The following is a 26,062-nucleotide window of genomic DNA, read 5'->3' as shown; positions in this document are numbered from 1 at the left end:
TCCCATCCCGCCGCCCTCAGTCGAGGCAGTGTGCCAGCGGTTCGCCGCGTGTCCAGCGGCCCACCTCGGCCGCCGCGATCCGGGCGGCCTTTTCGGCCACGGCACGGCTGGCACCGCCCAAGTGCGGTGTCATCACCAGTCGTCCGGTCTCGACGAGGTCGAAGAGGGGGGAGTCCGGCGGCACCGGCTCCCGCTCGTAGGTGTCGAGTGCCGCCGCCGAGAGCTGCCCGCTCTTCAGCGCCTCGCACAGCGCGGCCTCGTCGACGAGCGGGCCGCGCGCCACGTTCACCAGGACGGCGCCGGGTGGCAGCAGTCCCAGTTCGCGGGCGCCGATCAGCCCGCGTGTCTCGGGGGTGAGCCGGGCGTGCAGGCTGACCACCCGGGACAGGCCGAGGAGTTCGTCGAGGGAGCCGACCCGCAGCCCATGCACCTCGCCACGCACATACGGGTCGTACACCATGACCCGCGCCCCGAACGCGCCGAGCGCACGCGCGACCCGGCTGCCGACGGCCCCGTAGCCGACCAGCCCGACCGGCAGGTCCTCGAGTTCGAGACCGCTGTGCTGGTAGGTGTAGTACGTCGCGCCGCCGCCCCAATTGCCTTGCCGGGCCAGGAGATCGTGGGCCTGCGGGATGCGGCGCAGCGCGGCGAGGAGCAGGCCGACGGTGAACTCGGCGGTGGCGGCGGCGTTGCGGCCCGGCGCGAAACACACCCGTACGCCGTGCGCGCGGGCCGCTTCCTGATTGACGTTCACCGGGCCGCCCCGGCAGACGACCACCAGACGCAGCCGGGGTGCGGCGGCGAGCACACGCTCGGTCACCGGGCCCATCTGGGTGACCAGGACGTCCGCGTCGGCGAGCGCCTCGATCAGCTCGTCCTCGGCGTCGCTGGCCTCCTCCACCTCGGCGACCCGGCCGAAGGGTTCCAGCGGCCAGCCGAGCGTCAACTCGTGGACGGTGAAAGGACGTTCGCCCAGTTCGGTGCGGAGCGCCGCCGAGATCAGCGACGGCAGGACGAAGTGGTCGCCGGCGGCCACCACACTCACGGGAACGGTCATCGAAGGGAGTCTCCCGTCTCGGCGTCGAAGACATGGGTGAGGCCGGGATCGGCGGCCACCCGGACCCGCTCGTCCCGCGCGAGGCGCACCTCGGGATCGGTGAGGACGACGAGCGGTCGTACGACTCCTGCCAGGGCCAGGGTCGCGATGCCCGACTCCAGAAGCGGCTCGTGGGCACTGACCCGGGCCGGGATCCCGCCCTCGCCGGTCAGTCGCAGATCCTCCGGCCGGATGCCGACCACGATCTCGCGCCCTTCCGCCACCTTCACCGGCAGCGCGAAACTCACCGTCTCGGAGAGCCGTGCGTGACCGTCGCCCGCCGAGATCCCCGGCAGCAGATTGATCGCGGGCTCCCCGACGAAATCGGCGACGAAGACGTTGGCCGGGCTGTCGTAGACCTCGTACGGCGTACCGAGCTGCTGGATGACGCCGTCCTTCATCACGGCGATTCGGTCGGCGAGGGAGAGCGCCTCCTCCTGGTCGTGTGTGACCAGGATCGTGGTGTGGCCCAAGTCCCGCTGGATGCGCTTGAGTTCCCGGCGGGTCGTGTCACGCTGGGCCGCGTCGAGGTGGGAGAGCGGTTCGTCGAGGAGGAGGACGTCGGGCTCGCGGACGAGGGCCCGGGCGAGGGCGACACGCTGCTTCTGGCCGCTGGACAGTCCGGCGGGCCGGGCCTGGAGGATCTCCGTGAGATCGACGCGCTCGGCGATCTCGGCGACCTTGCGGGCGACATCCCCGCGTTTCCCCCGGCCGCGCGCCTTCAGCCCGAACGCCAGGTTCTCGGCGACGCTCAGCGGCGGATACAGCGCGTAGTTCTCGAAGGCGACCCCGATGTTGCGGGACTGGGCGGGCCGGTCGACGACGGAGGCGCCGCTCACCAGGATGTCGCCGCCCGTCACCGTCTCCAGGCCCGCGATCATGCGCAGTGTGGTGGACTTGCCGCATCCGGAGGGGCCCAGCAGGCCCAGCAGTTCGCCGGAGCGCAGCCCCAGGTCGATGCCACGCACCGCGTCCACCGCCGGGCGGCCCCGGGACCGGTACGTCTTGCGCAGCTCGCGCAGCTCCAACTCGGCCATCCAGCACTCCTTCTGGTGGTACGTCAGGTGGCGCACACCTCGTACGGGACCTTGTGCTCATCGAGGTCGCGCAGCGCCTCGGCCGGTGCCCCGTCGTCTACGAGGACGAGGTCGAAGCGGGACAGCGGGACGACGCGGTGCAGCGCGACCCGGCCGAGCTTCGTGTGATCGAGCAGCAGGACGTTGCGGGCGGCCGAGTCGAGCATGGCGCGCTTCACGGACACGATGTGCTGCTCCTGGTGGTAGGCGTACCCGCCGAAGACCGCCGACGTGGAGGCGAAGCACACGTCGACGCGCAGCGACTGCACCGCCTCCACGCAGGACACCCCGAGGAAGGAGGAGTGCAGCGGGTCGTAGTCGCCGCCCAGGGCCATCAGATGGATGCCGCGCCGGTCGGCGAGCAGATTGATCGCCTCCAGAAAGTTGGTGACCACCGTGAGCGGGGTGATCTCGCCGGCCCTGAGCCCGCGCGCCATCTCCAGCGCGGACGTCGAGTCGTCGAGCAGGACCGCCATGCCGGGCTCGATCAGCTTCAGCGCCCGCTCGGCGACGGCCGCCTTCTGCGGGCGCATCGTCTTCAGCCGGTACTGGACGTTCGACTCGAAGACCCCGGACGGCTGCGCGGTCACCCCACCCCTGAACTTCCGTACGATTCCCTGCCGTTCGAGCTCGTCGAGGTCCCTGTGTATCGTCATCAGGCTCACCCCGAAGCGTTCGGCCAGCTCGGCCGCGGTCGCCGATCCGTCGGCCAGCACCTGCTCGGCCATGGCGGCCTGCCGAACCGCGGGTCCCTGTGCTGTGCCACCGGTGTTGCTGCTGCTCATCGCCCGATCCTTCGTCCTGGACGCTCTGGCCGGTCGGCCTCGAACAGCAGCAGGTTCTCAGGCCGGACCGTCAGCCGTACCGGATCGTCGGGGCGCAGGTGTGTCGCGTCGGCCCGGGGCGCGACGAGCGAGACGTGCTGCTCGCCGAGCCGGACCGTGACCTCGACGGCCCGCCCGAGCACCTCGGTGACATAGACGCTGCCGGCCAGCTCGTGGCCCTCGCCCTCGAGGACGAGATCACGCGGACGTACGCCGACCAGCACGTCCGTGCCGGGCGAGGCCTGTGCGCCGACCGGCAGCTCGACCGCCCCGTCCCTCGACCGGAAGGCTCCGCCGTCCGTCACCGTGCCCGGCAGCAGATTGATCCGGGGCCGCCCGAAGGCCCGCGCGACCTCGGTGTCGCAGGGCTGGTACCAGATCTCCTCGCGCGTCCCGGTCTGAACGATCCGGCCGTCCCGGATGACCCCGATCCGGTCGCCGAGCGCCAGCGCCTCCACGGAGTCGTGGGTGACGTACAGCGTGGTGGTGTGTTGCACGGCGCCGATCGCCTTGAGTTCGGCGCGCATCGACTGGCGGAGCTTGGCGTCGAGGTGGGAGAGCGGTTCGTCGAGGAGGAAGGCTCGGGCGGGCCGCACGAGCACCCGGCCGAGCGCGATCCGCTGCCGCTGCCCGTTGGACAGCTGGCCGACCGGGCGGTCCAACAGGCCGCTGATGCCGAGGAGCTCCGCGATGGCGCCGATCCGGTCGCGGGCCTCGGCCGCCGGCAGCCTGTACCGGGGCGAGCGCAGCGGGGAGGCGAGGTTGTCGTAGGCGGAGCGGTGCGGATAGAGGGCGTAGCTCTCGAAGCACATGGCCACGCCCCGGTCGTACGGCTCGACGCCGGTCATGTCCGTGCCGTCGAGCTCGACCCTCCCGGAGTCCGGCTCTTCGAGTCCCGCCACCGTCTTCAGCGTGGTCGTCTTGCCCGCCCCCGACGGGCCGAGCAGACAGAAGAACTCGCCCTCCGACACCTCCAGTTCGAGCCCGTCGAGGGCCGTGTTCTTCCCGTACGTCTTGTGGATCCCGCGCAGCGCGATGGCCGTGCTCATGACTTCACCGCCCCGAACGACAGCCCTCGCACCAGATACCGCTGGATCGTCAGCGCGAGCAGCAGCGGCGGAACGACGGAGACGAGCGCGGCGGCGGCCGTGAGGTTGTACTTGGGCCGGTCCCCGCCGAGGAAGGACAGCGCGCCCACGGTCACGGTCTGTGCCTGGGAGGAGGTGAGGATGAGAGGGAAGACGAAGTTGTTCCAGGCGAAGATGAAGGCGAGCAGCGACACGGCCGCGATCCCGGGCTTGACCAGGGGGAGGGCGACCTTGAAGAAGGCCTGCTTGCGGGTGTAGCCGTCAAGCAGCGCCGCCTGCTCCAGCTCCGGTGTCAGATCGGCGAAGTACGACCGCATGATCCACACGATCAGCGGCAGGGTGACGAGTTGCAGCACCCACACCATGCCGACGTACGTGTCGAAGAGTCCCAGCTTCTGGTACAGCACGAACAGCGGGATGATCACGGTGAGTTCGGGTGCGAAGCGGAACGACAGCAGCGTGAACATCAGGTTCTCGGAGCCCTTGAACCGCCAGCGCGCCGACGCGTACGCCGCCGGGAGGCCCACCACGAGCGACAGCGCCACCGCGCCCACCGACACCACGAGACTGTTGACGAAGAACCGCACGAAGGGGATCCCCTCGCTGTCGCCGAGCACCGTCCTGTACGAGTCGAGGGTCGGGGTGAAGGAGAAATAGGTGCTGAAGAGCTGGTCGGCGGGTTTGAGGGAGAGGATCACCATCCAGGCGATCGGGAACAGCGCGAAGACGAAGTAGAGGATGAGGGCGGCATCCGCGAGCCACCCCCACAGCCTTGAACGCCCGCTCATTTGGTCACCTCCGCGGCCCGCCGCTGGATCTTGCCCAGATGCCGCACCAGCACCATCGCCGCCAGATAGACCACGGCCCACAGCACGATCGTGTAGCTGATCCCGAACGAGTACCGCTGGAAGCGGATCGCCTCCAGATAGGCGCGGATCTGCAGCACCACCGTGGAGTCGCCGGGGCCGCCCTCGGTGAGGGCGTAGATGATGTCGAACACCTTCAGCGAGTCCATGAACCGGAAGATCACCGCGACCAGCACATACGGCCACAGCATCGGCAGTGTGAGCCGCCGGAAGGTGTACCACCAGCGCGCCCCGTCCACCGCCGCCGCCTCGAAGGGCGAGGTGGGCAGCGAGCGCAGCCCGGCCAGGGCCAGGATCGCCACGAACGGCGTGTAGACCCACACGTCCACGGCGATCGACGACAGCAGGGCGCCGGTCGGGGTGTCCGTCCACTGCACACCGCCCAGCCCGAACGGCTTGAGCAGGTGGTTGATGACGCCCACCGACGGCTGGAGCATCAGCTTCCACATGATCGCGGCGATCACCGGCGCGATCATCAGCGGCAGGATGAGGATCTTCTCCAGAATCCGGCCGACGAGGGACGAGCGGTGCAGCAGCAGGGCGACCGCCACGCCGAGTACGGTCTCGACCGCCGCCGCGCCGACCGCGTACAGGACCGTCACCCACGCCGAGTTCCAGAAGGCCTCCTGGGTGAAGACCGTCCGGTAGTTGTCGAAGCCCACCATGTCCGGCCGCGGTTTGCTCGCCGAGAAGTCGAACAGCGTGTAGTAGAGGCCGAGTCCGAAGGGGTACAGGATTCCGCCGGTCAGCAGCAGCGCGGGCACGATCAGCAGGTACGGGCGCAGCCCGCGCCGCCAGCGCGGGACGGCCCGTACCCGCCGCGTGCCCTCCTCGCGTGAGGCCGCCCCGTGGCCGGTCTCTGTCAACGAGGTCATCGGCCTCAACCCACCTTGGAGGCCAGGTCGCTTGCCAGCCCGTTGAGTACGGACTTCGCGTTCTTGCCCCCGTAGATCTCCTGGAGGGAGGCGGCCCAGCTCGTCGTCGCGTCGAAGAACTGTGCCTGCGGCGTGAACTGGATCTTCGTCTGGTCGACCACGGTCTCGAAGGTGTCGATGAAGCCCTCGAGATGCTTCATCTTGTCCTTGTACGCGCCGTCCTGGCTGATCGACTTCCTGACCGGGTCGATGTGGTTGTACTGGAGCGCGCCCTTGCGCAGATGCTCCTTGCCCGTGGCCCACTGCAGGAACAGCCAGGCGGCGGACTTCTTCTCGCTCCTGGCGTTCATGCCGAGGGACCAGATCCACATGTTGGTGGCCAGCGATCCGTCGGGCCCCTTCGGACCCGGGTGGAAGGCGATCTTCCCGGACGCCGGACTGGCGCCCGCCACCGCCTGGAAATAGGCGGCCGTGTCCGCGTCGAAGAGCATCCCGGCCTTCTTCGCGCCGAGGTCGCTGGAGCACTGGTACCAGGTGTACGACGTCCACGACGGCGGGCCGCCCCGCTTGACCATGTCCGCCCAGTCCTGGGTGAAGGCGATGGCCTCCGGGGTGTTCATGGCGGGCTTGAGCTTGCCGTCGGTGACCGCGAAGTCCTTCAGCCCGTTGCGCGCGTACATCGTCATGAAGCCGGGGTGGATGGTCGCCCAGCTCCTCGATCCGCGCACCGCGATGCCGTACATGCCGTCGAATCCGGCGCCGGGCGCCTTCCTCTTGATGACGGACGCCAGCTCCCGTAACTCCTCGAAGCTCTCCGCCGGTTTGAGACCGAGTTTCTTGAAGACATCCGTGTTGTACGCGACGACGTTCGTCTCCCAGCCCCACGGCAGCGCGTACTGGCCGCCCTGTCCGAGCGGCGCGCCCGCCTTCAGCGACCACTGGTCGGCCTGGAGGAGGTTGGGGAAGAAGTCGGCCTGGTCCCATTCGTCGCCGGTGGCCGAGGAGTTGTGCATCCACGGGCCGAGGTCCTCCAGCCAGCCCGGCGGCCCGTACTGCCACACCATGTAGGCGCCGAGCATGAAGACGTCGTACGAGGCGCGCCCGCTGGACAGGTCCACGGTGAGCTTGTCGAAGTAGTTGTCCTCGGGGAAGACGTCGTACTCGACCTCGATGCCGGTCTTCGCGGTGAACGCCTTGAGGTCGGCGATCAGGGCGTCCGTGTACGGGTGCTTGTTCAGCAGCGCCTTGATCTTCCTGCCCTTCTCCCGCTTCCAGTCGAAGGATCCGGTGACGTCGGCGGCGGCCGACCCGTCGTTCTTCTTGTCGTCCCCGCCGAACCCGGCGCCGCAGGCGGTCAGCAGCGGGCCGGAGGCCGCGGCGGCGGCCAGCGCGAGGAAGTGTCGGCGGTCGTGCACGTGCATGTCCATCCGTGACCTCCACGTCGGTTCGGTCCGGTCCGGTTAACACGTTGGGTCGACTCGTTAACAGAGGGTGTAACGGCCGGGGTTGACCGTCAATCCCTCGCGCAAGTGAAAATCTCGGGGCAGAGTGAGAAGTTCACAGTCTGTGGTGCGATGCGTGGGAGGTCCGGATGGCGCACGAAGGGGCCGCGGGGAAGGGCCGGACCGGGGGCGACGGCGACGCTTGGCTGGGGATCGACCTGGGCACGCAGAGCGTCCGCGTCCTGCTCGCCACGGGCGACGGCACGGTCCTTGGGTCCGGGGTCGCTCCGCTGCGGGGGCGGCGGACCGGGGTGCGGCACGAACAAGATCCGGGGGACTGGTGGGACGCGGTGTGCACGGCGTCCCGGGCGGCCCTCGCCGGGCGATCGCGGGTGCGCGTCGGGGGCCTCGCGGTGTGCGCCACGTCCGGCACGGTGCTGCTCATGGACGGCTCGGGGCGCCCGCTGACACCGGGCCTGATGTACGACGACGGGCGCGCGGCGCAGGACGCGGCACGGGCCCGCGAGGCCGGGCTGCTGGTGCAGAACAGCTGGGGCCTGCCGAAGGCGCTGTGGCTGGTCCGCGAGTACCGGGCGGGCGGCGGTGCGCTCGGGAGCGTGGGAGGCGGTGCGCTGGGGACCGTGGGGGACGGTGCGCTGGGGAGCGTGGGGGATGGTGTGCTGGGGAGCGGAGGGAACGGTGTGCTGGGGCGCGCGGGGGATGGTGCGCTCGGGCGTGCGGGTGATGGTGCGATGGTGCGTGCGGGTGATGGTGCGCTCGAAAGCGCGGGCGGCGGCTCGCTCGCGGGAGCCGGGTCCGGCGGCCGGGTGCGCCCCCGGCCCGGCGCTCGCCTGGCCCACCAGGCCGACATGATCACCACCCGGCTTGCCGGGCATCCCGTGCCCACCGACTCCAGTCACGCCCTCAAGACCGCCTACGACCTGGAGCGCGAGGCCTGGCCGTACACCGTGTTCGCCGAACTCGGGTTGCCCCGTGGCCTCTTGCCCGACGTCGTGCGTCCCGGAAGCCGTATCGGTGAGGTCTGCGCGGACGCCGCCGAGCGGACCGGTATCCCCGTCGGTACGCCGGTCGTCGCCGGGATGACCGACGGCTGCGCGGCACAGATCGCTTCCGGCGCCCTGCGCGAGGGCTCCTGGAACTCGGTGCTCGGGACGACGCTCGTCCTCAAGGGCGCCGCGTCGCGGCCGGTGCGGGACGCGACCGGCGTGGTCTACAACCACCGTGCCCCGGAGGGGAGTTGGCTGCCGGGCGGGGCGTCGAGTGTCGGTGCGGGCGCGCTCGCCGGGTACTTCCCGGACGCCTCGCCCGCCGCCCTGGACCAGGCGGCGCAGGCTCACGAACCCGCGTCCGTCATCGCCTACCCGCTGGCCTCACCCGGCGAACGCTTTCCCTTCCTCGCCCCCGACGCCGCCGCCTTCGTCGTCGGCAAACCCGCGTCGGACGCCGACCTGTGGGCCGCCCTGCTGCAGGGCGTCGGCTACACGGAGCGCCTCTGCCTGGACACCCTGCACTTCCTCGGCGCACCCATGGACGGCCCGCTCACCTTCACCGGCGGCGCCGCCCGCAGCCCGTACTGGAACCAGCTCCGCGCCGACATCCTCGGCCGCCCGGCCCGCGTCCCCGTACAGACCGAACCCGCCCTGGGAATGGCCGCGTTGGCCGCCTACGGCACGGGCGCAGCCCCGACCCTCGAGGACGCCGCCGCACGCATGGTCCGCGTCCGTACGGTCCTCGAACCCCGCCCCGCCCGTACGGCACTCTTCGCCGACCCGTACGCCCGCCTGGTCGGCGAACTCGAGCGGCGCGGCTGGCTCCCGGAACCCGTCGCCGCGCACGCGCGGGCCCGCCTCGACCTGGATACTGCGGCCTCATGAGGACGACGAGCACGACCCTGTTGCTGGCCCGGCACGGGCAGACCGTCTGGCACGCCGAGAACCGTTACGCCGGCGTGAGCGACGTCCCGCTCACCGACGAGGGCCGCGCTCAGGCGCAGGCCCTGGGCCGCTGGGCCGCCGCGCACCCGGTCGACGCGATCTGGACCTCGACCGTCTCCCGCGCCGTCGCCACCGCCGACCCCGCCTGCCGCGCCCTCGGCCTCTCCCCGCACCGCGAACCCGCCCTGCGGGAATGCGACTTCGGGGTCGTGGAGGGCCGTACCCTCGCCGAGTTCGAGGCCGAGAACCCCGAGCGCGCGAAGGCGTTCCGGGCGGATCCGGTGTCGTACCCCTTCCCCGAGGCGGAGGACCCCCGCACCGCCGCGGCCCGCGGCTCGGGCGCCCTGCGCCGCATCGCCGCCGCCCACCGCGGCGAACGCGTCCTGGTCGTCGCCCACAACACCCTGCTCCGCCTGGTCCTCTGCTCGCTCCTGTCCATCCCTTTGAGTGAGTACCGCCGCGTCTTCCCCCAGCTGCGCAACGCGGCCGTCACCGAACTGCGGATACAGGATGGCTCCGTCGCCCTGCTGTCCCTCAACGTGCCGTGTGCGTAACGGTAAAGGGGAAAGCCCCCGCGAGTCACGTCCTCGCGGGGGCTTTCCTTTCATCCGCCTGCCACGTGAAGGGTGAGAAGACGATCACGAGCAGGACGTTTCATACCTGCCTCAGGGGGTCGTCAGCAACACATTCGCACGGGACTTGGCCGCTTCGTAACGCCGCGCCACGTCCTGCCAGTTGACGACCTGCCACATCGCTTCGACGAAGTCGACCTTCTGGTTCTTGTACTGGAGGTAGAAGGCGTGCTCCCAGGCGTCGAAGACGAGGATGGGTACCGAGCCCTGGCCCACGTTGCCCTGGTGGTCGTAGATCTGCTCGACGACGAGGCGGTCGCTCAGCGGCTCGTACGCGAGTACGCCCCACCCGGAGCCCTGCGTGGTCGCGGAAGCCTTGGTCAGCTGGGCCTTGAACCCGGCGAAGGAGCCGAACGACTCCGTGATGGCGTCCGCGAGGTCGCCCAGCCCGTCCGCGGCCAGCGGCTCACCGCCCCCGTTCCCGGTCATGTTCGTCCAGTAAATGCTGTGCAGGACGTGGCCGGAGAGATGGAAGGCCAGGTTCTTCTCCAGGCCGTTGACCGCGCCCCACGACTGCTTGTCCCGCGCCTCGGCGAGCTGCTCCAGGGTGTCGTTGGCGCCCTTCACATAGGCCGCGTGGTGCTTGCCGTGGTGCAGCTCGATGATCTCGGGGCTGATCACGGGGGCGAGCGCGGAGTAGTCGTACGGCAGTTCAGGGAGTGTGTAGACGGGCATGGCAGGTCCCCTCCGACCTCTTTATTGCAAACAACTTGCAAGTGCACGCTAGCAGCAAGAGAGTGGAGTGTGCGTGCCCGGGCACGCGAAAGGGCCCTCGCGCGAAACCGTCCTTCGCGCCAGGGCCCTTCGGCGACCGGGTCAGGCGCGGGCGCTCGCCCGCTGCCGGGCGTAGCCGACCGCCGCCAGGAACAGCGTCATCCCGCCCGTCGAGTACAGCTGCACCCGCGTGTCCGGCTCCCGGGCCATCAGGACGAAGATCGCCACCATGCCCGCCAGCGCGACCCAGGTGAGCACCGGGAACGCCCACATCCGGACGACCAGCTTCTGCGGCGCCTCGCGGTCCAGCCGGCGCCGCAGCCGCAGCTGTGAGACCGCGATGAAGATCCAGACGACCAGGATCACCGCGCCGATCATGTTCAGCAGCCACGGGAAGACGTCGGTCGGGCGCCAGTAGCTGAGGACGACGCACACGAAACCGAAGACGCAGGAGGCGAGAACCGCGACCCGGGGCACACCGGACGAGACCCTGCCCAGCGTCTTCGGGCCCTGTCCGCGTTCCACCAGGGAGTACGCGATGCGCGAGGCGCCGTAGACGTTGGCGTTCATGGCCGACAGCAGGGCCACCAGCACCACCACGTTCATCAGCTGCGCGGCGCCGGGGATGCCGAGATGGTCGAGGGCGGCGACGTACGGGCCCTTCTCGACGACCTCCGCGGAGTTCCACGGGACGAGCGTGACGATGACCGCCATCGAGCCGATGTAGAACAGCGCGATGCGCCACATGGCGGTGCGTACGGCCCGGGCGACGCCCTGCACCGGGTTGTCCGACTCGGCCGCCGCGATCGTCACCGTCTCCAGACCGCCGTACGCGAACACCGACGCGAGCAGGCCGATGACCAGCCCCTCGCTGCCGTTCGGCAGGAAGCCTCCTTCGCCGGTGAGGTTCGAGGTGCCCGGGGAGTCCGTGCCCGGCAGCACGCCGGCGATGGCCAGCACGCCCAGCACCAGGAACAGGCTGATCGCACCCACCTTCAGCGCCGCGAACCAGAACTCGAACTCGCCGAAGTTCTTCACGGCGGCGAGGTTCGCGATGCAGAACACCAGCATGAAGAGAGCCACCCACGCCCACTCGGGCGTGCCGGGCAGCCAGCCGGTGACGATCTTCGCGGCGCCGATGCCCTCCAGGCCGACGGCCGTGCAGAGCAGGACCCAGAAGGCCCAGCCGGCGGTGAAGCCCGCCCACGGCCCGATCGCCCGCTCGGCATGGGCGGAGAAGGAACCGGATGACGGATACGCGGCCGACATCTCGCCGAGCATCCGCATCACCAGCATGACGAGCAGACCGGAGACGGCGTACGCGATGACGATCGAAGGACCGGCGGCGGCGATCCCCGCGCCGGATCCGACGAACAGGCCCGCGCCGATCACACCGCCGAGGGCGATCATCGAGAGGTGGCGCTGCTTGAGGCCGTGGGAGAGCTGGGGGAGGGAGTCCGTGGCGGGTGGGGTGTCGGAGGTGGTGCGGGACATGAGAGCGGGTGGTCCCTTACGTGCGAGTGGGCAAAAACGCCCACAGTCTGGGCAGCCTCTCCGTTCAGGAGGAGAAGCTGCCCAGTATGCGGACACGCAGGGTGCGGAGCGTAAGGAGGCGGTTACGCGACCGACGTGTAGTGCGAGGCGTCCCCGGCGATCGAGTAGCTCTCCTTGCCCTCGATGCCGACCGGCACGTCACCGGCGACGGTCACGCGGTGCAGCCGGCGCGGCAGCCCGTCGTAGTTGTCGATGGCGTAGTGCTGGGTGATGCGGTTGTCGAACAGGACCAGCTGGTTGGGGGACCAGCGCCAGCGCAGGATGTTCTCCGGCCGGGTGACATACGCCTGGAGCAGGTCGAGGATCTTGCGGGACTCGCCCACCGACAGGCCCAGGATCCGCTGCGCGAACCCGCCGATGAACAGCCCGCGCTCGCCGGTCAGCGGATGGACCCGGACGACCGGGTGGGCGGTGCGGTACTTGATGGAGGTGAACTGGGCGCGCTGCGCGGCCTGTTCCTCGCCGATCGCCTCGTCCGGCACCGCGTAGTCGTAGTCGTTGGTGTGCTCGGCCCACAGGGTGTCGGCGAGCGCGCGGAGGGGTTCGGGCAGGTCGCGGTAGGCGGCCGCCGAGTTGGCGATGAGCGTCTCGCCGCCGTACGGCGGGATGGTGATGCTGCGCAGGGTGCTGGCCTGCGGCGGGTTGAGGACGAAGGTGACGTCGGTGTGCCAGTGGTTGGCCCGGCCGCGCTCGCTGTCGACGGGGAGCACGTTCGGGGCGCCGTCCACGGCGGGCACCGTGGGGTGGGCGGTGGTGAGGTCGCCGAACTGCCGGGCGAAGGCCTGCTGGCCCTCGTCGTCCAGGTCGACCGCGTCGAAGACCAGGGCCTTGTGCTCGCTGAGTGCGGCGCGCAGGGCGGCGACGGTCTCGTCGTCGAGGGGCTTGGCGATGTCGACGCCGGATATCCGGGCGCCTATGTGCGCGGTGACCTTCTGGATCTCGATGTCGGGCATGGCGAGTCCTTTCAGCGGGTGGCGAGTGCCGGGGTGGCGTACTGGTTGGCGGGGCGCGGGAGGCCGTATCTCTCCCGCAGGGTCTGCCGGGGGCCGTACTCCTGACGCAGCAGGCCCCGGGCGCGCAGGATCGGTACGACGTGGTCGACGAAGAGGTCAAGACCGGACGGGAGCACAGCGGGCATGATGTTGAAGCCGTCGGCCGCGCCCAGCCGGAACCACTCCTCGATCGCGTCGGCGACCTGCTCGGGCGTGCCGGCGAAGGTCAGATGCCCGCGCCCGCCGCCGAGCCGGCCGATGAGCGCGCGGACGGTGAGCCGCTCGCGCCGGGCGAGCTCCACGACGAGGGTGTAGCGGCTCTTGGCGCCCTCGATGGCGCTCTCCGGAGGGAGTTGTGCGGGCAGCTCCGCGTCGAGGTCGAGGGTGCCCGGCTCCAGGTGGAGGAGGTGTTCGAGACGGTCGAGGCCGTGCTTGTACACGATGTGGTCCTCGAGGACACGTTCGTGTGCGCGTGCCTCCGCCTCGGTCGAACCGATGACCGGGACGATGCCGGGCAGGATCTTGATGTGGTCGGCGTCCCGGCCCGCCGCGACCGTACGGGCCTTGAGGTCGGCGTAGAAGTCCTGCGCGTCCTTGAGGGTCTGCTGGGCGGTGAAGACCGCCTCCGCGTACCGCGCCGCGAACCGCTTGCCGTCCTGCGACGAGCCCGCCTGGACGAGGAGCGGGTAACCCTGCGGTGTGCGCGGCACGTTGAGGGCGCCTTCGACACTGAAGTACGTCCCCTTGTGACGCGCCGGATGGATCTTGTCCTCGTCGCCCCAGACACCGGCCGCCTTGTCGGCGACGACGAGGTCGTCCTCCCAGCTGTCCCAGAGCTTGAGCGCCACGTCGAGGAACTCGGCGGCGCGCTCGTACCGGGTGGCGTGGGCGGGCTCGTCCTCGAGACCGAAGTTGCGGGCGGCCTCCGCACCGGCGGTGGTGACGATGTTCCAGCCGGCCCGTCCGGCGCTGATGTGGTCCAGGGAGGCGAATCTGCGGGCCAGGTTGTAGGGGGAGTTGTAGGAGGTGGAGGCGGTGGCGATCAGGCCGATGTGCTCGGTGGCGGTGGCCAGCGCCGTCAGTAGGGTGATGGGCTCCAGGGTGCCGGACGGGCGCTGGCCGACGCTGTTGAAGAGGACCGGGCCGTCGGCGAGGAAGAGCGAGTCGAAGGTGCCGCGTTCGGCTATGCGGGCGAGGTGGACGTAGTGGGCCAGCTCGACGTGAGCGTGCGGGTCGCTCTCCGGCAGCCGCCACGAGGCCTCGTGATGGCCGGTGTTCATCAGGAAGGCGTTGAGGTGGAGTTGGCGCGGGGTGGTCACTGGTGGTCCTCCGTGACGTTCTTCTCTGCGACGCCCTCGGCGACGTTCTGCGTGACGCCGTCTTCCACGTCCGCCGTGACACCGAGGGCGGTGAGCAGGCGCTCGCGGTACTCGCCGAGCAGCGGATCGCGGTACGAGCGGGGATGCGGGCGGTCGATGGTCAGGTCGAGGCCGATACGGCCCTGGTCGAGCACGAGCACCCGGTCGGCGAGCACGATCGCCTCGTCCACGTCGTGCGTGACGAGCAGGACGGAGGGTCGGTGCCGCTCCCAGAGCTGGCGCAGCAGGACATGCATCCGGATCCGGGTGAGCGCGTCCAGAGCGCCGAACGGCTCGTCGGCCAGCAGGAGTTCGGGCTCACGGACGAGGGAACGGGCGAGCGCGGCACGCTGCGCCTCACCGCCGGACAGCTCGTTGGGCCAGGCCCGCTCGCGTCCCGCGAGGCCCACCTCGGCGAGGGCGGAACGGCCCTTCCCGGCCGCCTCCTTGCCGTCCGTGCCGAGCAGTACGTTGTCGAGGACGCGGCGCCAGGGCAGCAGCCGGGAGTCCTGGAAGACGACGGAGACCCGCTGCGGGGCGGTGAGCTGGCCGCTGCCGGTGACGTTGTGGTCGAGGCCGGCGATGGCGCGCAGCAGGGTGCTCTTGCCGGAGCCGCTGTGGCCGAGCAGGGCCGTGAACTGGCCCGCCGGGAGGTCGAGATCGATGCCGTCGAGGACCCTACGGCCGTCGAAGGAGCGGGTCAGGCCGCGGAGTTGAACCGTCGGCCGGGTCAGTTGCTGAGTGTGCGTCGCCACGACAGCACCCTCCGTTCGATGAGACGGACCGCGCTGTCGGAGACGAGTCCGAAGACGCCGTAGATCAGCAGGCCGACGAGGATGACATCGCTCTGGCCGTAGTTCTGGGCCTGGAACATCATGTAGCCGAGTCCGCTGGTGGCGTTGATCTGCTCCAGCACGACCAGGGACAGCCAGGAGCCGGTCACCCCGAGCCGCAGCCCGACGAAGAAGCCGGGCAGCGCGCCGGGGATGACGATCTCCCGGATGAACCGGAGCCTCGAAAGACCCTGGACCTCGGCGAGTTCGACGTAGCGGTGGTCGATTCCGGACAGGGCGGCGTGCAGGTTCAGATAGATCGGGATGTAGACGACGATGGCGATGATCGCGATCTTGAAGGTCTCGCCGATGCCCAGCCAGAGGATGAACAGCGGGATCAGACCGAGGGTCGGGATCGCCCGGTTGAGGTTCACCGTCCCGTCGATCAGCGCCTCACCGATCCGGCTGAGCCCGGCGGCGAGCGCCAGTGTCACTCCGGCGGTGAGCCCGAGGGCGAACCCGTATCCGGCCCGCTCCAGGGACGTCAGCACATCCTTGGAGAGCGTGCCGTCGCTCCACAGATGACCGGCGGTCTTCAGGACCGTCCAGGGAGCGGGAATCGCGCCGGGATCCAGTTGCCCGGCGGCGGACGCGACGGCCCACAGGGCGAAGAAGAGCGCCGGGCCGATGAGGCGGGATGCGGGCAGGCGCTTGCCGGGGGCCAGACCGCGGCGCCTGGTCCGGCGTAGTACCGAGGGCACGTCCTCGGTGGCTCCGGAGACGGCGGGTGCCGTTGCGGTGGTGGTCATGGCCGTCACCTCCGATACTCGGCCGCTACGGCCTTGGCCGCGATGCCCTCGAAGCGCCGGTCGAAGAGCGAGTCGACCTTGAAGGCCTTCACGAAGCCGCCCTCCGCCAGCAGATCGGCGGTCTCCTGCTCCCACTTGATCGCCTCGCCCCAACTCGGCGGGAACAACGGCTTGTTGGCCAGCTTGGTGATCGACTGGGCCTGCCCGAGCGTGAGGTTCTGCGTCTTCACGTAGAACTCCTCGTTCCAGGTGTCGGGGTGCTCGTACGTCCACACCTGGCCCTTCGCCCAGCGCGGGATGTACGCGGCGACCGCGGCGGCCTTCGCCGAGTCGGCCAGCACGGAGGTGGGCGCCCAGAGCAGGTTGAGGAGGTCCACGACGTCGGTGGTGATGGTGCGGGCGCCCTTGGGGCCGTACTGCTTCAGGTAGGCCGGGGACTGGCTGTTGCCGAGCGGGGCGATGTCCACCTGGCCCGCCTGGAGCGCGGTGAGGAACTGGTTGCTGGTCAGCGGTACCAGGTCGACGTCGCCGTACTTGATCCCGGCCGCCTTCAGGGCGCGCAGCAGGACGACGCCCTGCGCCTGTCCCTGCGAGAAGGCGAGCTTCTTGCCCTTGAAGCCCTGGATGTCCTTGATGTCGCTGCCGGGCTTGGTGGCGAAGACGTAGTTGGGCTTGCGGGTGATGTTGATCGCGACGATCTTGGCGTCGAAGCCCTGGTAGTGCGCCTGGATCGGCGGAATGCCCGCGTTGTTGGCCAGGTCCAGGGACTTGGCCCGGAACGCGTTGATGACATCGGGGCCGGCGCCGATGTTCACCCAGCTGGAGACGGTGAAGGGCAGATCAGTCAGTCCGGCGAGCTTGAACTGGAGCTGCTGGACGTTCTGGTACGAGGCGATCTTGAGCTTCGTACCGGAGGGGACCTTGTCGGCCAGCGGGGCGGACGCCGCTCCCTTGGACTTGGTGTCCGCGGCGCTGCTGGCACCGGCGCAGCCGCTCAGCCCGGCAGCGGCGGCCACACCGAGCAGGGAGGACAGGAACAGTCGCCGGTCGACGCCGGACGCGAAAGGGGACGGTGAAGGCATGGGAGGACTCCGGGGTTCCAAGTGGCGGAAATGCGCGGAATTCCGGGCAGGGCGAAAACCGGGAAGGAAATGCGCGCGCAGTAAGGAGGCACACGCCCAGGGCGCGGCAAAAGGGTGCGAGTGAGCGTCGGTACGTCACCGGATGACTGATCGCCGGTTGACGGCCCACGGCAGAGTGACCGTCAGGGAAGTCGGCGGCGAGAAGGTCGGTGGCGTCAACGCCCTAACGGCCGGCGGCAATCAGCCGCAGTCGGCGTCAGCCGGTCACGGTCGGCGGCACTCAGCGGTACTCGGCGACCGTCAGCAACAAAGCGTGCGGGCGACCCGCATCAGGTCGACGACACGGCACTTGGTGAGCGGAACCTGCCGCGACGGCGACAGCGCGACACCAGCGGCCCGGTCGCGGTCCTGCCGCGACCGGATCACCGGCGAAAAGTCCTGCGCGCTGCTCATGCAGAGGATGCTCCTGGCCGGATACCACCCCTGTCAATATTCCGACTTTCTGAATTAATTCCACCCCGGTGAGGAGCCCGAAGTGGCCGAAGAGCGCGGGGAAGCCGAGGAACCCGAGAAGCCCAGCGGATCCCGGTACAACACGTCCAGGGCCACCGATCCCCCCGCCACGGCCAGCACCGAATCCGGGAAACTCGTCGGTACGACCGCCGAAGCCCGCTCGGGCCCCACGGCCTGCCGCAGCGCGCCGAGGCAGTCCTCCCGGTACATCGCGCCGACCTCGGTGACGACCACGGTCTCCGGGTTGAGCACGTCGAGCAGCAGCCGAGCCGCCCGCCCGACCATCCGGGACCGCTCCTTCAACAGCCGTACGGCGACGGGGTCACCGTCGGCCGCGGCGGCGACCACGTGCATCGGGTTCACGCCACCGATGACACCCTCCTCGCGCGCCCGCCGGCACAGCGTCCGCTCGCTCAGCTCGACCTGCAGGCACCCCGTCCGGCCGCAGCCGCACCGCTCCGTGCCGCCCTCCAACGGCAGATGGGCGATGGCGCCGGCCTGCGAGCGGGGGCCGTAGTGCACCTGGTCGTGGGTGGCGAAGGCGGCGTCCACCACATTGCCGACGAACAGATGCAGCACGCTCCGGCTGCCCCGGGCCCGCCCGAACAGCCACTCCCCGTTGACCAACGCCCGGGCGTGCCCGTCCACATGCACCGGCAGTCCCGTGCGCGCCCCGATCACCTCCCGTACGGCCACATCACGCCAGCCCAGCAGCGCGTGCTCCACGATCGTGCCGGAGTCACCGTCGACCCAGCCGCCGGTCGCCACGCCCACGCCCAGGGGCGTACGGCCGGGGGCGCCGGCCAGCAGCGCGCCGAGCCCGGCGGCGGCGTTCGCCAGCACGAGACCCGGCTCGGTGCGCTCGTGCTTGAGACGGTTCTCCGCCACGACGCGGCCCCGCAGGTCCAGCAGCGCGACCGTCGTGTACGGCACCGCGATGTGCACGCCGCCGACCAGGAACCGGGCGTCGTCGAGGTCGACCGGTACGTGTGGACGCCCGACGCCGTTCGAGCGGCGGGGCGCGGTGGCCTCCTGGATCAGACCCAGTTCGGCGAACCGGGCGCAGTAGTCGGTCACCGATGCCGGGGAGAGGCCGGTCAGCCGGGCGATGGTGCTGCGCGCGACCGGGCCGTGCTCCAGCACGGACCGCAGGATGACGCTGGCGCTGGCCCGGCGTCGGGTGGTCAGGGGTGGTGGTGCCGCGGTACTGGCCATGGGGATCTTCCTCGGGAGCTGGTCCGACACTGCGCCGTGGTCTCGTCTCGGCGAGCCGGATCCGCTCCGCCCCGCCTCACATGGGCGGGCGACAGGTGGCCGTGCCCTGGCGTCGCAGGTCGACATAGCGACGCGACACGAAGTTCAGGGCCTGGGGAACCATGCGTCGAGGGTAGGCGCCGCGGGGGGTTCCTGCCAGGGCCTCTTTCCTCCACTACCTGGGGCTCCGCCCCAGACCCCCGTATCGCGCTCCACGCTCGTCCTCAAACGCTAATCGTCCTCACGCCAATTCAGCCCCTCCGGCGTTTGAGGAGCGGGGGTTTGGGGGCGGAGCCCCCAAGTGACGGGACGGGTAGGGGCGGAGGGGGCGAGAACCCTTTGGCGGGACCCCACAGTCCACGCAACCCCGCCCGGCAGCCGCACCCACCCCCACCTCAGTGACCAGCATCACCCCCGTCCAGGAGTACCCCGCACTCTTTGTAAGGAGCCCACCAACCACCCGTTCCCCCCTTGTCGACCACTGACGGTGATCACCCGTGCGCCCCTGGGATAGCGTCACCGTGTCCCAGCCTGCCCCACCCGCCGGAGTCCCCATGAGCACCGCTGCCACCACCCGCCCCGCAGAGGTCCTCGCCGACCTGCTCCCCGCCTCCCGCGTCAGGGACGCCGCCCTGGTCCTCGGCGGCGCCGCCCTCACCGGCCTGGCCGCCCAGATCTCGCTGCCCGTGCCGGGCTCCCCGGTGCCGGTGACCGGCCAGACCTTCGCCGCGCTCCTCGTCGGCACGGCGCTCGGCGCCGGCCGGGGCCTGTTCTCCCTCGCCCTGTACGCGCTGCTGGGCCTGGCCGGCGTCCCGTGGTTCGCCGGCGGTGCCTCCGGTGCCACCGTGTCCTTCGGCTACATCCTCGGCATGCTGCTGGCCTCCACCGTCGTGGGCGCCCTCGCCCGCCGCGGCGCCGACCGCTCGGTGCTGCGGATGGCGGGCACGATGCTGCTGGGCGAGGCGATCATCTACGCGATCGGCGTCCCGTACCTGGCCCTGGCCACCGGCATGTCGGCGAGCGCCGCCATCGCGGCGGGCCTCACGCCGTTCCTGATCGGTGACGCCCTCAAGGCCGCCCTGGCGATGGGCGCGCTGCCCACCGCCTGGAAGTTCATCAACCGCTGACGCGAGGCCGGTTCAGCCGGTGATGTTGTAGTTCCTGCGAAAGAGGTTCGCCGGGTCGTACTGCGACTTCAGCCCGGCGAGCTTCTTGCGCGTCGCGGCGTCGTACAGCCCCTCCATGCGATCGCCCGCCCCGAACGCGAAGTTGAGCGCGCGCCCGATCGTCCACGGCGCGAGCCCCTCGAAGGCCGGGTCGAGCACCTCGCGGGCCTTGTCCCGGTCCGCCATGGTCAACAGCCGTACGAGGAACTGCCCTTCGCGGTGCGGCACCGAGTTCGGCGCATCCTGCGCGAGCGCCCCGCCCAGATGGTTGATCTGCACGACGCACATGGCGGACGCGCCCGGTCCGGTGCGGGCGAGGAGCCCGGCCGCCGCGTCGAGGTCGAGCTCGCGCAGCACCGCGCTGTCCCCGTAGTAGGCGTGCGGGAAGTCCGGGTCGCTGTGGATGGTGTGGCTCTCGGCGTACGGCATCTCGCGCAGCGAGTCGGCGAGCACCGGGCCGATCTGCCAAAGCGGCGCGACGAGCCGCTGCCCCTCGGCGGCCGCACCCGTGTACGCGACGCGTACGGAGATGACGTACCGCCCGCGCAGCTGCGGCGGCATCGCGGGGATGTCCGGGTACGGCACGGCCGCGAACGACGAGGTCAGCGAGTCCGGCACGGTCCGGGTCCAGCGCTCGTACGCCCGCACCACGGCCGCCGGGTCGACCTGTTCCCCGTCGAAGGCGAGCGAGCCGCCGTACAGCCGCGCGACCGGTACGAGGCCGATCTCCAGCTCGGTGATGACGCCGAAGTTGTGGCCGCCGCCGAGGAGCGCCCAGTACAGGTCGGGGTCCGACTCCCGCGTCACCCGGCGCTGACGGCCGTCCGCCGTGACCACGTCCAGCGTGCGCACATGGTCGGCCGCGTACCCGAACTGCCGTGCAAGGATGCCGAGTCCGCCGCTCAGCGTGTACGAGACGGCGCCCACGCTCGGCGCCGAGCCGTTCAGCGGAGCCAGCCCGTACGGCTCGGCGGCCTCGACGACCTGGCCCCAGCGGACGCCCGCCTGGACGCGGACCGTGCCCGCCCCGGGGTCGACGCTCACCTTGTCCATCCGTTTCGTCGTGATCAGGACGCCGCCCTCCGCCGCGCCCGGCAGCCCGTGCCCGGTGGCCTGCACGCCGACCGGCAGACCCCGGGAGGCCGCGTACGTCACCGCGGCGGCCACGTCGTCCGCCGAGGTGGCCGCGTGGATCACGGCGGGCCGCTGGGTGAAACCAGTCTGGAACCCGGCGAGTTCCTCGTCGTACCCGGCGTCACCGGGGCGGAGGACGAGCCGGCCCTGGTCTGCGATGTTGTCGACGGCGTTCATGCGACGCATGCTGCCCGCATTACCTGACAAGTGCCGTCAGGTTTTCAGCGGATTCGTGGCCGCCGCCCCCGGGAAATGGGCCGGGACGCCGCACGCGTCATCCCGGCCCCATTCGTCGTCCTCAGGCCTGCTGCCGCCCCCGCGGGCGCCGCTGGGCCCACCACAGCCCCGCCGCTCCCGCCGAGATCAGCGCCGCGCCCGCCGCGCCGAGCGGCAGCGCCTCGCTGCCCAGGCCGGTCTTCGGCAGCTGGTCACCGCCGGGTGCCACCGGCTTGTTGTCGGTGCCGAGCAGCAGAGGGGTGGCCGGGGCGTTCGGCGACGGGTTCGTCGTACCGAACGGCACCGGGCCCTGCTGCCAGTACGTCTTCTTCCCGTCGCTCGTCTGCACCGGCAGGCAGATCTTGCCGGTCTTGCTCAGATCGAACGTGGCATCGACGGCGTACGACTTCGACTTGCCGGCCGCGAGATTTCCGACGGCGCAACTGAAGCCACTGTTCGAACCCTTGGGCAGATCCTTTTCCGCGATGGCGGAGCAGCCCTTGACGCCTTTGACCTGCAGGCCGTCGAAACCGACCACCAAAAGCCTGATGTCGCCGCTTCCCTTGGTCCCTTCGTTCTTTACCGTGGCGGTAATCGCCGTCTTCCGCGTGCTGTTGTCGACCGAGATCTTGCCCGGCAGCAGAGTGGTCAGCTTTACACCCGCCGGTGCCTCGTCAATTACCTTTCCCCCCTTGCTGCTCCCCGGTCCCTGGTCGTCCGCGACGGCGGTGAAGGAAAGGATCATCACGGCCGAGAAAGATGCCGTGAGCAGCGATCCCGCGATGGTCGTCGTGTGACGAGAACTCATGTTCGTCCCCCTTGGCTGCGCCTGAATTCGCAGTACTTGAAGAGGTACCACAAGATTTCTCCGCACTATGCTGGTACGGCCTGAAGTGTGACCATTGTGTTTCTGTTGTGACGGGCGCTTGTGGCTGGTGTTGAGGGGGTGCGGGGATTGTCGGCGAACGTACAGGGCGGCGTTCCGGGATTACTGGTGACGGGGCGTTATCGGCTGGTCGAGAGTATTGGACAGGGGGGAATGGGGCGGGTGTGGCGAGCCGCCGACGAAATGCTCGACCGGCAGGTCGCGGTCAAGGAAATGCGGATCGACGGGCTCGACCCCGAAGACACCCGCACGCGCCGCGAACGCACCCTGCGCGAAGCCCGGGCCACGGCCCGGATCGACCACCCCAACGTCGTACGCATCTACGACGTGGTCGACGAGGGCGAGCGGGTGTGGATCGTCATGGAACTCGTCGCAGGGCGCTCCCTCGAACGGATCGTGGCCGAGGACGGACCGCTGGCCCCGCGCGAGGCGGCCCGGATCGGGCTCGAACTGGTGGCGGCCCTGCGCCAGGTGCACGCTGGGGGAGTCCTGCACCGCGACATCAAGCCGGGCAACGTCCTGGTGGAGCGGCGCGGACAGCGCGTCGTCCTCACCGACTTCGGAATCGCCGCGCTCCAGGACGCGGAGGCGCTCACCATGGTCGGGATGCTGGTCGGCTCCCCCGACTACATGGCACCCGAGCGCATCTCCGGCCGCCCGCAGGGCCCGCCCTCCGACGTGTGGTCCCTGGGCGCGACCCTCTGCGCGGCCCTCGGCGGCCGCTCCCCGTTCTCCCGCTCGACCACCCTGGCGACCCTGCACGCCGTCCTGTACGAGGAGCCAGAACTACCCGCGGCAGCAGGCGACTTGGGGGACATCCTGGCCGCCCTTCTGCGGAAGGAACCGTCGACTCGGCCCGGACTGGAGGAGCTTGAGGCGGCGCTCGGGGAGATCGTTTACGCGGAGGCGGAGGCGGAGGCAGGGTCGGAGGCGGCCCCGGTTGTGTCCTCTCCCGAACCGACGGATGAGGGGCCCGAGTACGACTTCGAGTCCGAGTTTGAGTACGAGCCGGAGGCGGAGCCGCCGCTGGAACCGGACCCAGACCGCGAGCCCGAGCCCGAGCCCGAGCCCGAGCCCGAGCCCGAGCCCGAGCCCGAGCCCGAGCTCAAGTCCGAGCCCAAGCCCTCGTCGGAGTCCCCCACGCCCGCACTCCTCGACGCCCGGCTGATACGTGCGCTACGGCAGCCCCCGTCGGACCTCCCTGAGGCCACTCCACCCGCGGACGAACCCCGCGAAGCCCCGAACGCCTCCACCGAAGTCCCCTCCGAGCTGCGCGCGGAGGTCGGCTCGCAGACTCCTTCCGGCGGCGCCCCCGAAGCGGCGGCCCATGTGCTGAAAGGGGCGGGACTGCCGACGGTGCCCCGCCCCGTGGTGATGCCGCCGGCCGAACTTCCGGGCCCCGCCGTGCCGTCCGGCCCGGCTCCCGGCCCGCGACGTGGCAGGCGCCGTAGCGGTGTTGCCGCCGCCGCTGGTGTGGTCGCCGCGGGAGCCGTCGCTTGGATCGTCATCGCCGCGACGGCCGGATCGCCGGACGACACCGCTGGGGCCTCTTCAGGATCATCGGTACCGACCGCGTCGTCCGGAACAACCGGAACAACCGGAACAACCGGAACAACCGGAACAACCGGAACAACCGGAACAACCGGAACAACCGGAACAACCGGAACCAACGGAACTGGCATCGGCGGCTCGTCGTCCCCGTCGCCCACCGTCGAAGGCACCTCGCGCCCTCCCGGCCTGCCCCCGGGCGCGCACCGGGAGGCCGGCGGGTACGCGTGGGTGACGCCCAAGGGCTGGCGGCGCGACCTGAAGACGGGCTCCGAGGTGCACTACACCTCGCCCGACGCCAAACAGGAACTCGCGGCCAAGGCCTCCCTGGCCAAGGGGAACCTGATGGACACGTGGCGGACCTCCGAGCAGAACGCCCGCAAGGGGCAGGACTACCAGAAGGTCCGCTTGGAGGAGACGACGTTCCAGGGCCGGCCCGCGGTCGTGTGGGAGTACACCTTCACGCTCAAGGGCGAGCACTGGCACGCGCGGCTGCTGGGCTTCGACGCCGACGGAACGTCGTACCAGATCAATACCTGGTATCAGCCGGACATCGAAACCCAGGCGCTCACGGTCTACGAACGGGTCAAGAACAGCTTCACCGTGCTGTGAGCCTCAGTCCTCCTGAGGCTCACAGCACCCAGGCTCAGGCGCTGACCTCGGCCTCGGCCTCGTCCCGACGCGCGTCCGAGACGGCGTGCACGGACGGCGTACCGGCTCCGACCTTCTGCCGGATCACCGCGATGACGAGCACGACCGCCGCGACCAGCAGCGACAGCAGCACGGTCTCCCGGCCGTCGTGTTCCGTGTCGGTCAGCATGTAGCCGAGGACGAAGACGATCAGCGCGGCCGTCGCCCAGGTCAGGTACGGGTACAGCCACATCCGCACGACCAGCTTCTCCGGCGCCTCACGCTCGATGATCTTCCGCATCCGCAGCTGCGAGAAGCAGATGGCGAGCCAGACGAACAGGGCGACCGCACCGGAGGAGTTGACCAGGAAGAGGAAGACCGAGTCCGGGAACTTGTAGTTGAAGAAGACGGCCACGAAGCCGAAGACCACCGAGACGACGATCGCGGTCATCGGCACACCGCGCGAGGTGGTCCGGGCGAAGGCCTTGGGCGCGTCCCTGCGCTCACCGAGCGAGAAGGCCATACGGGAGGCGGTGTAGAGCCCGGAGTTGAGACAGGACAGCACGGACGTCAGCACGATGAAGTTCATGATCTGACCGGCGTGCGCGATGCCGAGGGAGTCGAGGGCGGCGACGTACGAGCCCTGGTCCTTGATGGAGGGGTCGTTCCACGGCAGCAGGCACACCACGACGAAGATCGAGCCGAGGTAGAAGACGCCGATCCGCCAGATGATGCTGTTGGTGGACTTGGTCACGGCCCGCTGCGGGTCCTCGGACTCGCCGGCGGCGAGGGTCGCGATCTCGCTGCCCATGAAGGAGAAGACCACCAGCAGTACGCCGGTGAGGATCGCGCCGGGTCCATGGGGCAGGAAGCCGCCGTGATCGGAGAGATTCCCGAGGCCCGCCTTCTCGGCGTCGACGCCCGGCAGTACCCCGAAGATGGCCAGCCCGCCGACGATGATGAACGCGCCGATCGCCACGACCTTGATCCCGGCGAACCAGAATTCGAACTCGCCGTACGAGCCCACGGACACCAGGTTGGTGGCGGTGAGGACGATCATCACGATGAGCGCCCACCCCCACTGGGGCACGGCCGGGATCCATCCTTCGAGGATCTTGGCGCCGGCGGTGGCCTCCACGGCCAGCACCACCACCCAGAAGAACCAGTACAGCCAGCCGATCGAGAAACCGGCCCAGCGGCCGAGCGCCCGGTCGGCGTGCGCCGAGAACGAACCCGACGTCGGATTGGCCGCGGACATCTCACCCAGCATCCGCATCACCAGCACGACGAGCGTGCCGACGAGGGCGTAGGAGAGCAGGATGCCGGGGCCGGCGGTGGCGATACCGGAACTGGAGCCGACGAACAGCCCCGCTCCGATGACACCGCCGATGGCGATCATTGAAAGATGACGGTTCTTGAGTCCGGCCTGGAGACCGCCACCGGGTTCTCCGGGGCCTCCGGGGCCGTCTGCGGCCTTCGTGGGGGTCGGCTGCGAGGTCATGAGGGGGATTCCTTTGCGCCGGGTGAGCAGATTTCCCTGCGGCCGTGGTGCGGACGCGCATGGGCTTCTCGTACGAGC

At 70.1% G+C, this 26,062-nt stretch carries 23 protein-coding genes; 4 read left to right on the top strand and 19 right to left on the bottom strand.

Annotated elements, in window-relative coordinates; genetic code table 11:
• Positions 1-16: 16 nt before the first annotated feature.
• The 7 genes from AB0D27_RS30325 to AB0D27_RS30295 are packed head-to-tail and all read right to left on the bottom strand — an operon-like array spanning position 17 to position 7,252.
• Positions 17-1,057: a 2-hydroxyacid dehydrogenase gene (locus tag AB0D27_RS30325; protein WP_362515216.1), complete on the bottom strand. Its 1,041-nt coding sequence runs from the start codon at positions 1,055-1,057 to the stop codon at positions 17-19.
• A complete protein-coding gene (locus tag AB0D27_RS30320; protein WP_362515214.1) occupies positions 1,054-2,133 on the bottom strand; it encodes an ABC transporter ATP-binding protein in 1,080 nt (359 codons plus the stop codon). The genes AB0D27_RS30325 and AB0D27_RS30320 overlap by 4 nt, the downstream gene beginning before the upstream one ends.
• Positions 2,134-2,156: 23 nt before the next feature.
• A complete protein-coding gene (locus tag AB0D27_RS30315) occupies positions 2,157-2,957 on the bottom strand; it encodes a DeoR/GlpR family DNA-binding transcription regulator (RefSeq protein WP_362515213.1) in 801 nt (266 codons plus the stop codon).
• On the bottom strand, positions 2,954-4,045 hold the full coding sequence (locus tag AB0D27_RS30310; protein ID WP_362515211.1) for an ABC transporter ATP-binding protein: 1,092 nt from the start codon (positions 4,043-4,045) through the stop codon (positions 2,954-2,956). Before AB0D27_RS30310 ends, AB0D27_RS30315 begins: the two co-directional genes overlap by 4 nt.
• Positions 4,042-4,872 carry a carbohydrate ABC transporter permease gene (locus AB0D27_RS30305; RefSeq protein ID WP_362515210.1) on the bottom strand — a complete coding sequence of 277 codons (831 nt, stop codon included), beginning with the start codon at positions 4,870-4,872 and terminating at the stop codon, positions 4,042-4,044. The genes AB0D27_RS30310 and AB0D27_RS30305 overlap by 4 nt, the downstream gene beginning before the upstream one ends.
• On the bottom strand, positions 4,869-5,825 hold the full coding sequence (locus AB0D27_RS30300) for a sugar ABC transporter permease (RefSeq protein ID WP_362515209.1): 957 nt from the start codon (positions 5,823-5,825) through the stop codon (positions 4,869-4,871). The genes AB0D27_RS30305 and AB0D27_RS30300 overlap by 4 nt, the downstream gene beginning before the upstream one ends.
• 5 nt (positions 5,826-5,830) lie before the next feature.
• Positions 5,831-7,252, bottom strand: a complete 1,422-nt coding sequence (locus tag AB0D27_RS30295; RefSeq protein WP_362515207.1) for a sugar ABC transporter substrate-binding protein — start codon at positions 7,250-7,252, stop codon at positions 5,831-5,833.
• A gap of 164 nt (positions 7,253-7,416) precedes the next feature.
• Between AB0D27_RS30295 and AB0D27_RS30290 the strand changes: the two genes are divergently transcribed.
• Together AB0D27_RS30290 and AB0D27_RS30285 are read left to right on the top strand one after the other, a co-directional pair.
• Positions 7,417-9,162 (top strand): FGGY family carbohydrate kinase, encoded by a 1,746-nt coding sequence (locus AB0D27_RS30290; RefSeq protein WP_362515206.1) that lies wholly within the window; start codon positions 7,417-7,419, stop codon positions 9,160-9,162.
• On the top strand, positions 9,159-9,776 hold the full coding sequence (locus AB0D27_RS30285; RefSeq protein ID WP_362515204.1) for a histidine phosphatase family protein: 618 nt from the start codon (positions 9,159-9,161) through the stop codon (positions 9,774-9,776). Before AB0D27_RS30290 ends, AB0D27_RS30285 begins: the two co-directional genes overlap by 4 nt.
• A 111-nt stretch (positions 9,777-9,887) precedes the next feature.
• Here the strand turns inward: AB0D27_RS30285 and AB0D27_RS30280 are convergent, their stop codons facing one another.
• The 9 genes from AB0D27_RS30280 to AB0D27_RS30240 form a co-directional block, all read right to left on the bottom strand.
• A complete protein-coding gene (locus AB0D27_RS30280) occupies positions 9,888-10,529 on the bottom strand; it encodes a superoxide dismutase (protein WP_362515203.1) in 642 nt (213 codons plus the stop codon).
• Positions 10,530-10,670: 141 nt separating this feature from the next.
• Positions 10,671-12,062: an amino acid permease gene (locus tag AB0D27_RS30275; RefSeq protein ID WP_362515202.1), complete on the bottom strand. Its 1,392-nt coding sequence runs from the start codon at positions 12,060-12,062 to the stop codon at positions 10,671-10,673.
• A 122-nt stretch (positions 12,063-12,184) separates the two neighbouring features.
• The gene (locus AB0D27_RS30270) at positions 12,185-13,075 is read right to left on the bottom strand and encodes a TauD/TfdA family dioxygenase (protein WP_362515200.1); all 891 of its coding nucleotides are present in this window, start codon (positions 13,073-13,075) and stop codon (positions 12,185-12,187) included.
• 11 nt (positions 13,076-13,086) lie between these two features.
• The gene (locus AB0D27_RS30265) at positions 13,087-14,433 is read right to left on the bottom strand and encodes an LLM class flavin-dependent oxidoreductase (protein ID WP_362515199.1); all 1,347 of its coding nucleotides are present in this window, start codon (positions 14,431-14,433) and stop codon (positions 13,087-13,089) included.
• Positions 14,430-15,227, bottom strand: a complete 798-nt coding sequence (locus AB0D27_RS30260) for an ABC transporter ATP-binding protein (protein WP_362515197.1) — start codon at positions 15,225-15,227, stop codon at positions 14,430-14,432. Before AB0D27_RS30260 ends, AB0D27_RS30265 begins: the two co-directional genes overlap by 4 nt.
• Positions 15,203-16,054, bottom strand: coding sequence for an ABC transporter permease (locus AB0D27_RS30255; protein WP_362515196.1), 852 nt, complete (start codon positions 16,052-16,054; stop codon positions 15,203-15,205). Before AB0D27_RS30255 ends, AB0D27_RS30260 begins: the two co-directional genes overlap by 25 nt.
• A gap of 5 nt (positions 16,055-16,059) precedes the next feature.
• Positions 16,060-17,136 carry an ABC transporter substrate-binding protein gene (locus AB0D27_RS30250; protein WP_362515194.1) on the bottom strand — a complete coding sequence of 359 codons (1,077 nt, stop codon included), beginning with the start codon at positions 17,134-17,136 and terminating at the stop codon, positions 16,060-16,062.
• Positions 17,137-17,436: 300 nt separating this feature from the next.
• Complete coding sequence (locus AB0D27_RS30245) at positions 17,437-17,589, bottom strand: hypothetical protein (protein ID WP_362515193.1); 153 nt, start codon at positions 17,587-17,589, stop codon at positions 17,437-17,439.
• A 54-nt stretch (positions 17,590-17,643) separates the two neighbouring features.
• A complete protein-coding gene (locus AB0D27_RS30240) occupies positions 17,644-18,864 on the bottom strand; it encodes an ROK family protein (protein ID WP_362515192.1) in 1,221 nt (406 codons plus the stop codon).
• Between the two features lie 593 nt (positions 18,865-19,457).
• Between AB0D27_RS30240 and AB0D27_RS30235 the strand changes: the two genes are divergently transcribed.
• On the top strand, positions 19,458-20,030 hold the full coding sequence (locus AB0D27_RS30235; RefSeq protein WP_362515190.1) for a biotin transporter BioY: 573 nt from the start codon (positions 19,458-19,460) through the stop codon (positions 20,028-20,030).
• Between the two features lie 12 nt (positions 20,031-20,042).
• On the opposite strand, the gene AB0D27_RS30230 is transcribed toward AB0D27_RS30235, so the two are convergent.
• Both AB0D27_RS30230 and AB0D27_RS30225 read right to left on the bottom strand, forming a co-directional pair.
• The gene (locus tag AB0D27_RS30230) at positions 20,043-21,380 is read right to left on the bottom strand and encodes an FAD-binding oxidoreductase (RefSeq protein ID WP_362515189.1); all 1,338 of its coding nucleotides are present in this window, start codon (positions 21,378-21,380) and stop codon (positions 20,043-20,045) included.
• Positions 21,381-21,501: 121 nt separating this feature from the next.
• Positions 21,502-22,227, bottom strand: coding sequence for an LPXTG cell wall anchor domain-containing protein (locus AB0D27_RS30225; protein WP_362515188.1), 726 nt, complete (start codon positions 22,225-22,227; stop codon positions 21,502-21,504).
• Between the two features lie 183 nt (positions 22,228-22,410).
• Here AB0D27_RS30225 and AB0D27_RS30220 point away from each other — a divergent pair, with 183 nt between their 5' ends.
• The gene (locus tag AB0D27_RS30220) at positions 22,411-24,465 is read left to right on the top strand and encodes a serine/threonine-protein kinase (protein WP_362515229.1); all 2,055 of its coding nucleotides are present in this window, start codon (positions 22,411-22,413) and stop codon (positions 24,463-24,465) included.
• 34 nt (positions 24,466-24,499) lie between these two features.
• Here AB0D27_RS30220 and AB0D27_RS30215 read toward each other — a convergent pair whose 3' ends face one another.
• A complete protein-coding gene (locus tag AB0D27_RS30215; RefSeq protein ID WP_362515186.1) occupies positions 24,500-25,984 on the bottom strand; it encodes an amino acid permease in 1,485 nt (494 codons plus the stop codon).
• Positions 25,985-26,062: the final 78 nt, after the last annotated feature.

Source organism: Streptomyces sp. NPDC048415 (assembly GCF_040651675.1).
GTDB lineage: Bacteria > Actinomycetota > Actinomycetes > Streptomycetales > Streptomycetaceae > Streptomyces.
This window is presented reverse-complemented; position numbering and strand designations above follow the sequence as displayed.

Coding starts and splice junctions, on each gene's coding strand:
- AB0D27_RS30325 (WP_362515216.1), bottom strand. CDS start 1,057: ATGACCGTTCCCGTGAGTGTGGTGGCCGCCGGCGACCACTTCGTCCTG.
- AB0D27_RS30320 (WP_362515214.1), bottom strand. CDS start 2,133: ATGGCCGAGTTGGAGCTGCGCGAGCTGCGCAAGACGTACCGGTCCCGG.
- AB0D27_RS30315 (WP_362515213.1), bottom strand. CDS start 2,957: ATGAGCAGCAGCAACACCGGTGGCACAGCACAGGGACCCGCGGTTCGG.
- AB0D27_RS30310 (WP_362515211.1), bottom strand. CDS start 4,045: ATGAGCACGGCCATCGCGCTGCGCGGGATCCACAAGACGTACGGGAAG.
- AB0D27_RS30305 (WP_362515210.1), bottom strand. CDS start 4,872: ATGAGCGGGCGTTCAAGGCTGTGGGGGTGGCTCGCGGATGCCGCCCTC.
- AB0D27_RS30300 (WP_362515209.1), bottom strand. CDS start 5,825: ATGACCTCGTTGACAGAGACCGGCCACGGGGCGGCCTCACGCGAGGAG.
- AB0D27_RS30295 (WP_362515207.1), bottom strand. CDS start 7,252: ATGGACATGCACGTGCACGACCGCCGACACTTCCTCGCGCTGGCCGCC.
- AB0D27_RS30290 (WP_362515206.1), top strand. CDS start 7,417: ATGGCGCACGAAGGGGCCGCGGGGAAGGGCCGGACCGGGGGCGACGGC.
- AB0D27_RS30285 (WP_362515204.1), top strand. CDS start 9,159: ATGAGGACGACGAGCACGACCCTGTTGCTGGCCCGGCACGGGCAGACC.
- AB0D27_RS30280 (WP_362515203.1), bottom strand. CDS start 10,529: ATGCCCGTCTACACACTCCCTGAACTGCCGTACGACTACTCCGCGCTC.
- AB0D27_RS30275 (WP_362515202.1), bottom strand. CDS start 12,062: ATGTCCCGCACCACCTCCGACACCCCACCCGCCACGGACTCCCTCCCC.
- AB0D27_RS30270 (WP_362515200.1), bottom strand. CDS start 13,075: ATGCCCGACATCGAGATCCAGAAGGTCACCGCGCACATAGGCGCCCGG.
- AB0D27_RS30255 (WP_362515196.1), bottom strand. CDS start 16,054: ATGACCACCACCGCAACGGCACCCGCCGTCTCCGGAGCCACCGAGGAC.
- AB0D27_RS30250 (WP_362515194.1), bottom strand. CDS start 17,136: ATGCCTTCACCGTCCCCTTTCGCGTCCGGCGTCGACCGGCGACTGTTC.
- AB0D27_RS30245 (WP_362515193.1), bottom strand. CDS start 17,589: ATGAGCAGCGCGCAGGACTTTTCGCCGGTGATCCGGTCGCGGCAGGAC.
- AB0D27_RS30240 (WP_362515192.1), bottom strand. CDS start 18,864: ATGGCCAGTACCGCGGCACCACCACCCCTGACCACCCGACGCCGGGCC.
- AB0D27_RS30235 (WP_362515190.1), top strand. CDS start 19,458: ATGAGCACCGCTGCCACCACCCGCCCCGCAGAGGTCCTCGCCGACCTG.
- AB0D27_RS30230 (WP_362515189.1), bottom strand. CDS start 21,380: ATGAACGCCGTCGACAACATCGCAGACCAGGGCCGGCTCGTCCTCCGC.
- AB0D27_RS30225 (WP_362515188.1), bottom strand. CDS start 22,227: ATGAGTTCTCGTCACACGACGACCATCGCGGGATCGCTGCTCACGGCA.
- AB0D27_RS30215 (WP_362515186.1), bottom strand. CDS start 25,984: ATGACCTCGCAGCCGACCCCCACGAAGGCCGCAGACGGCCCCGGAGGC.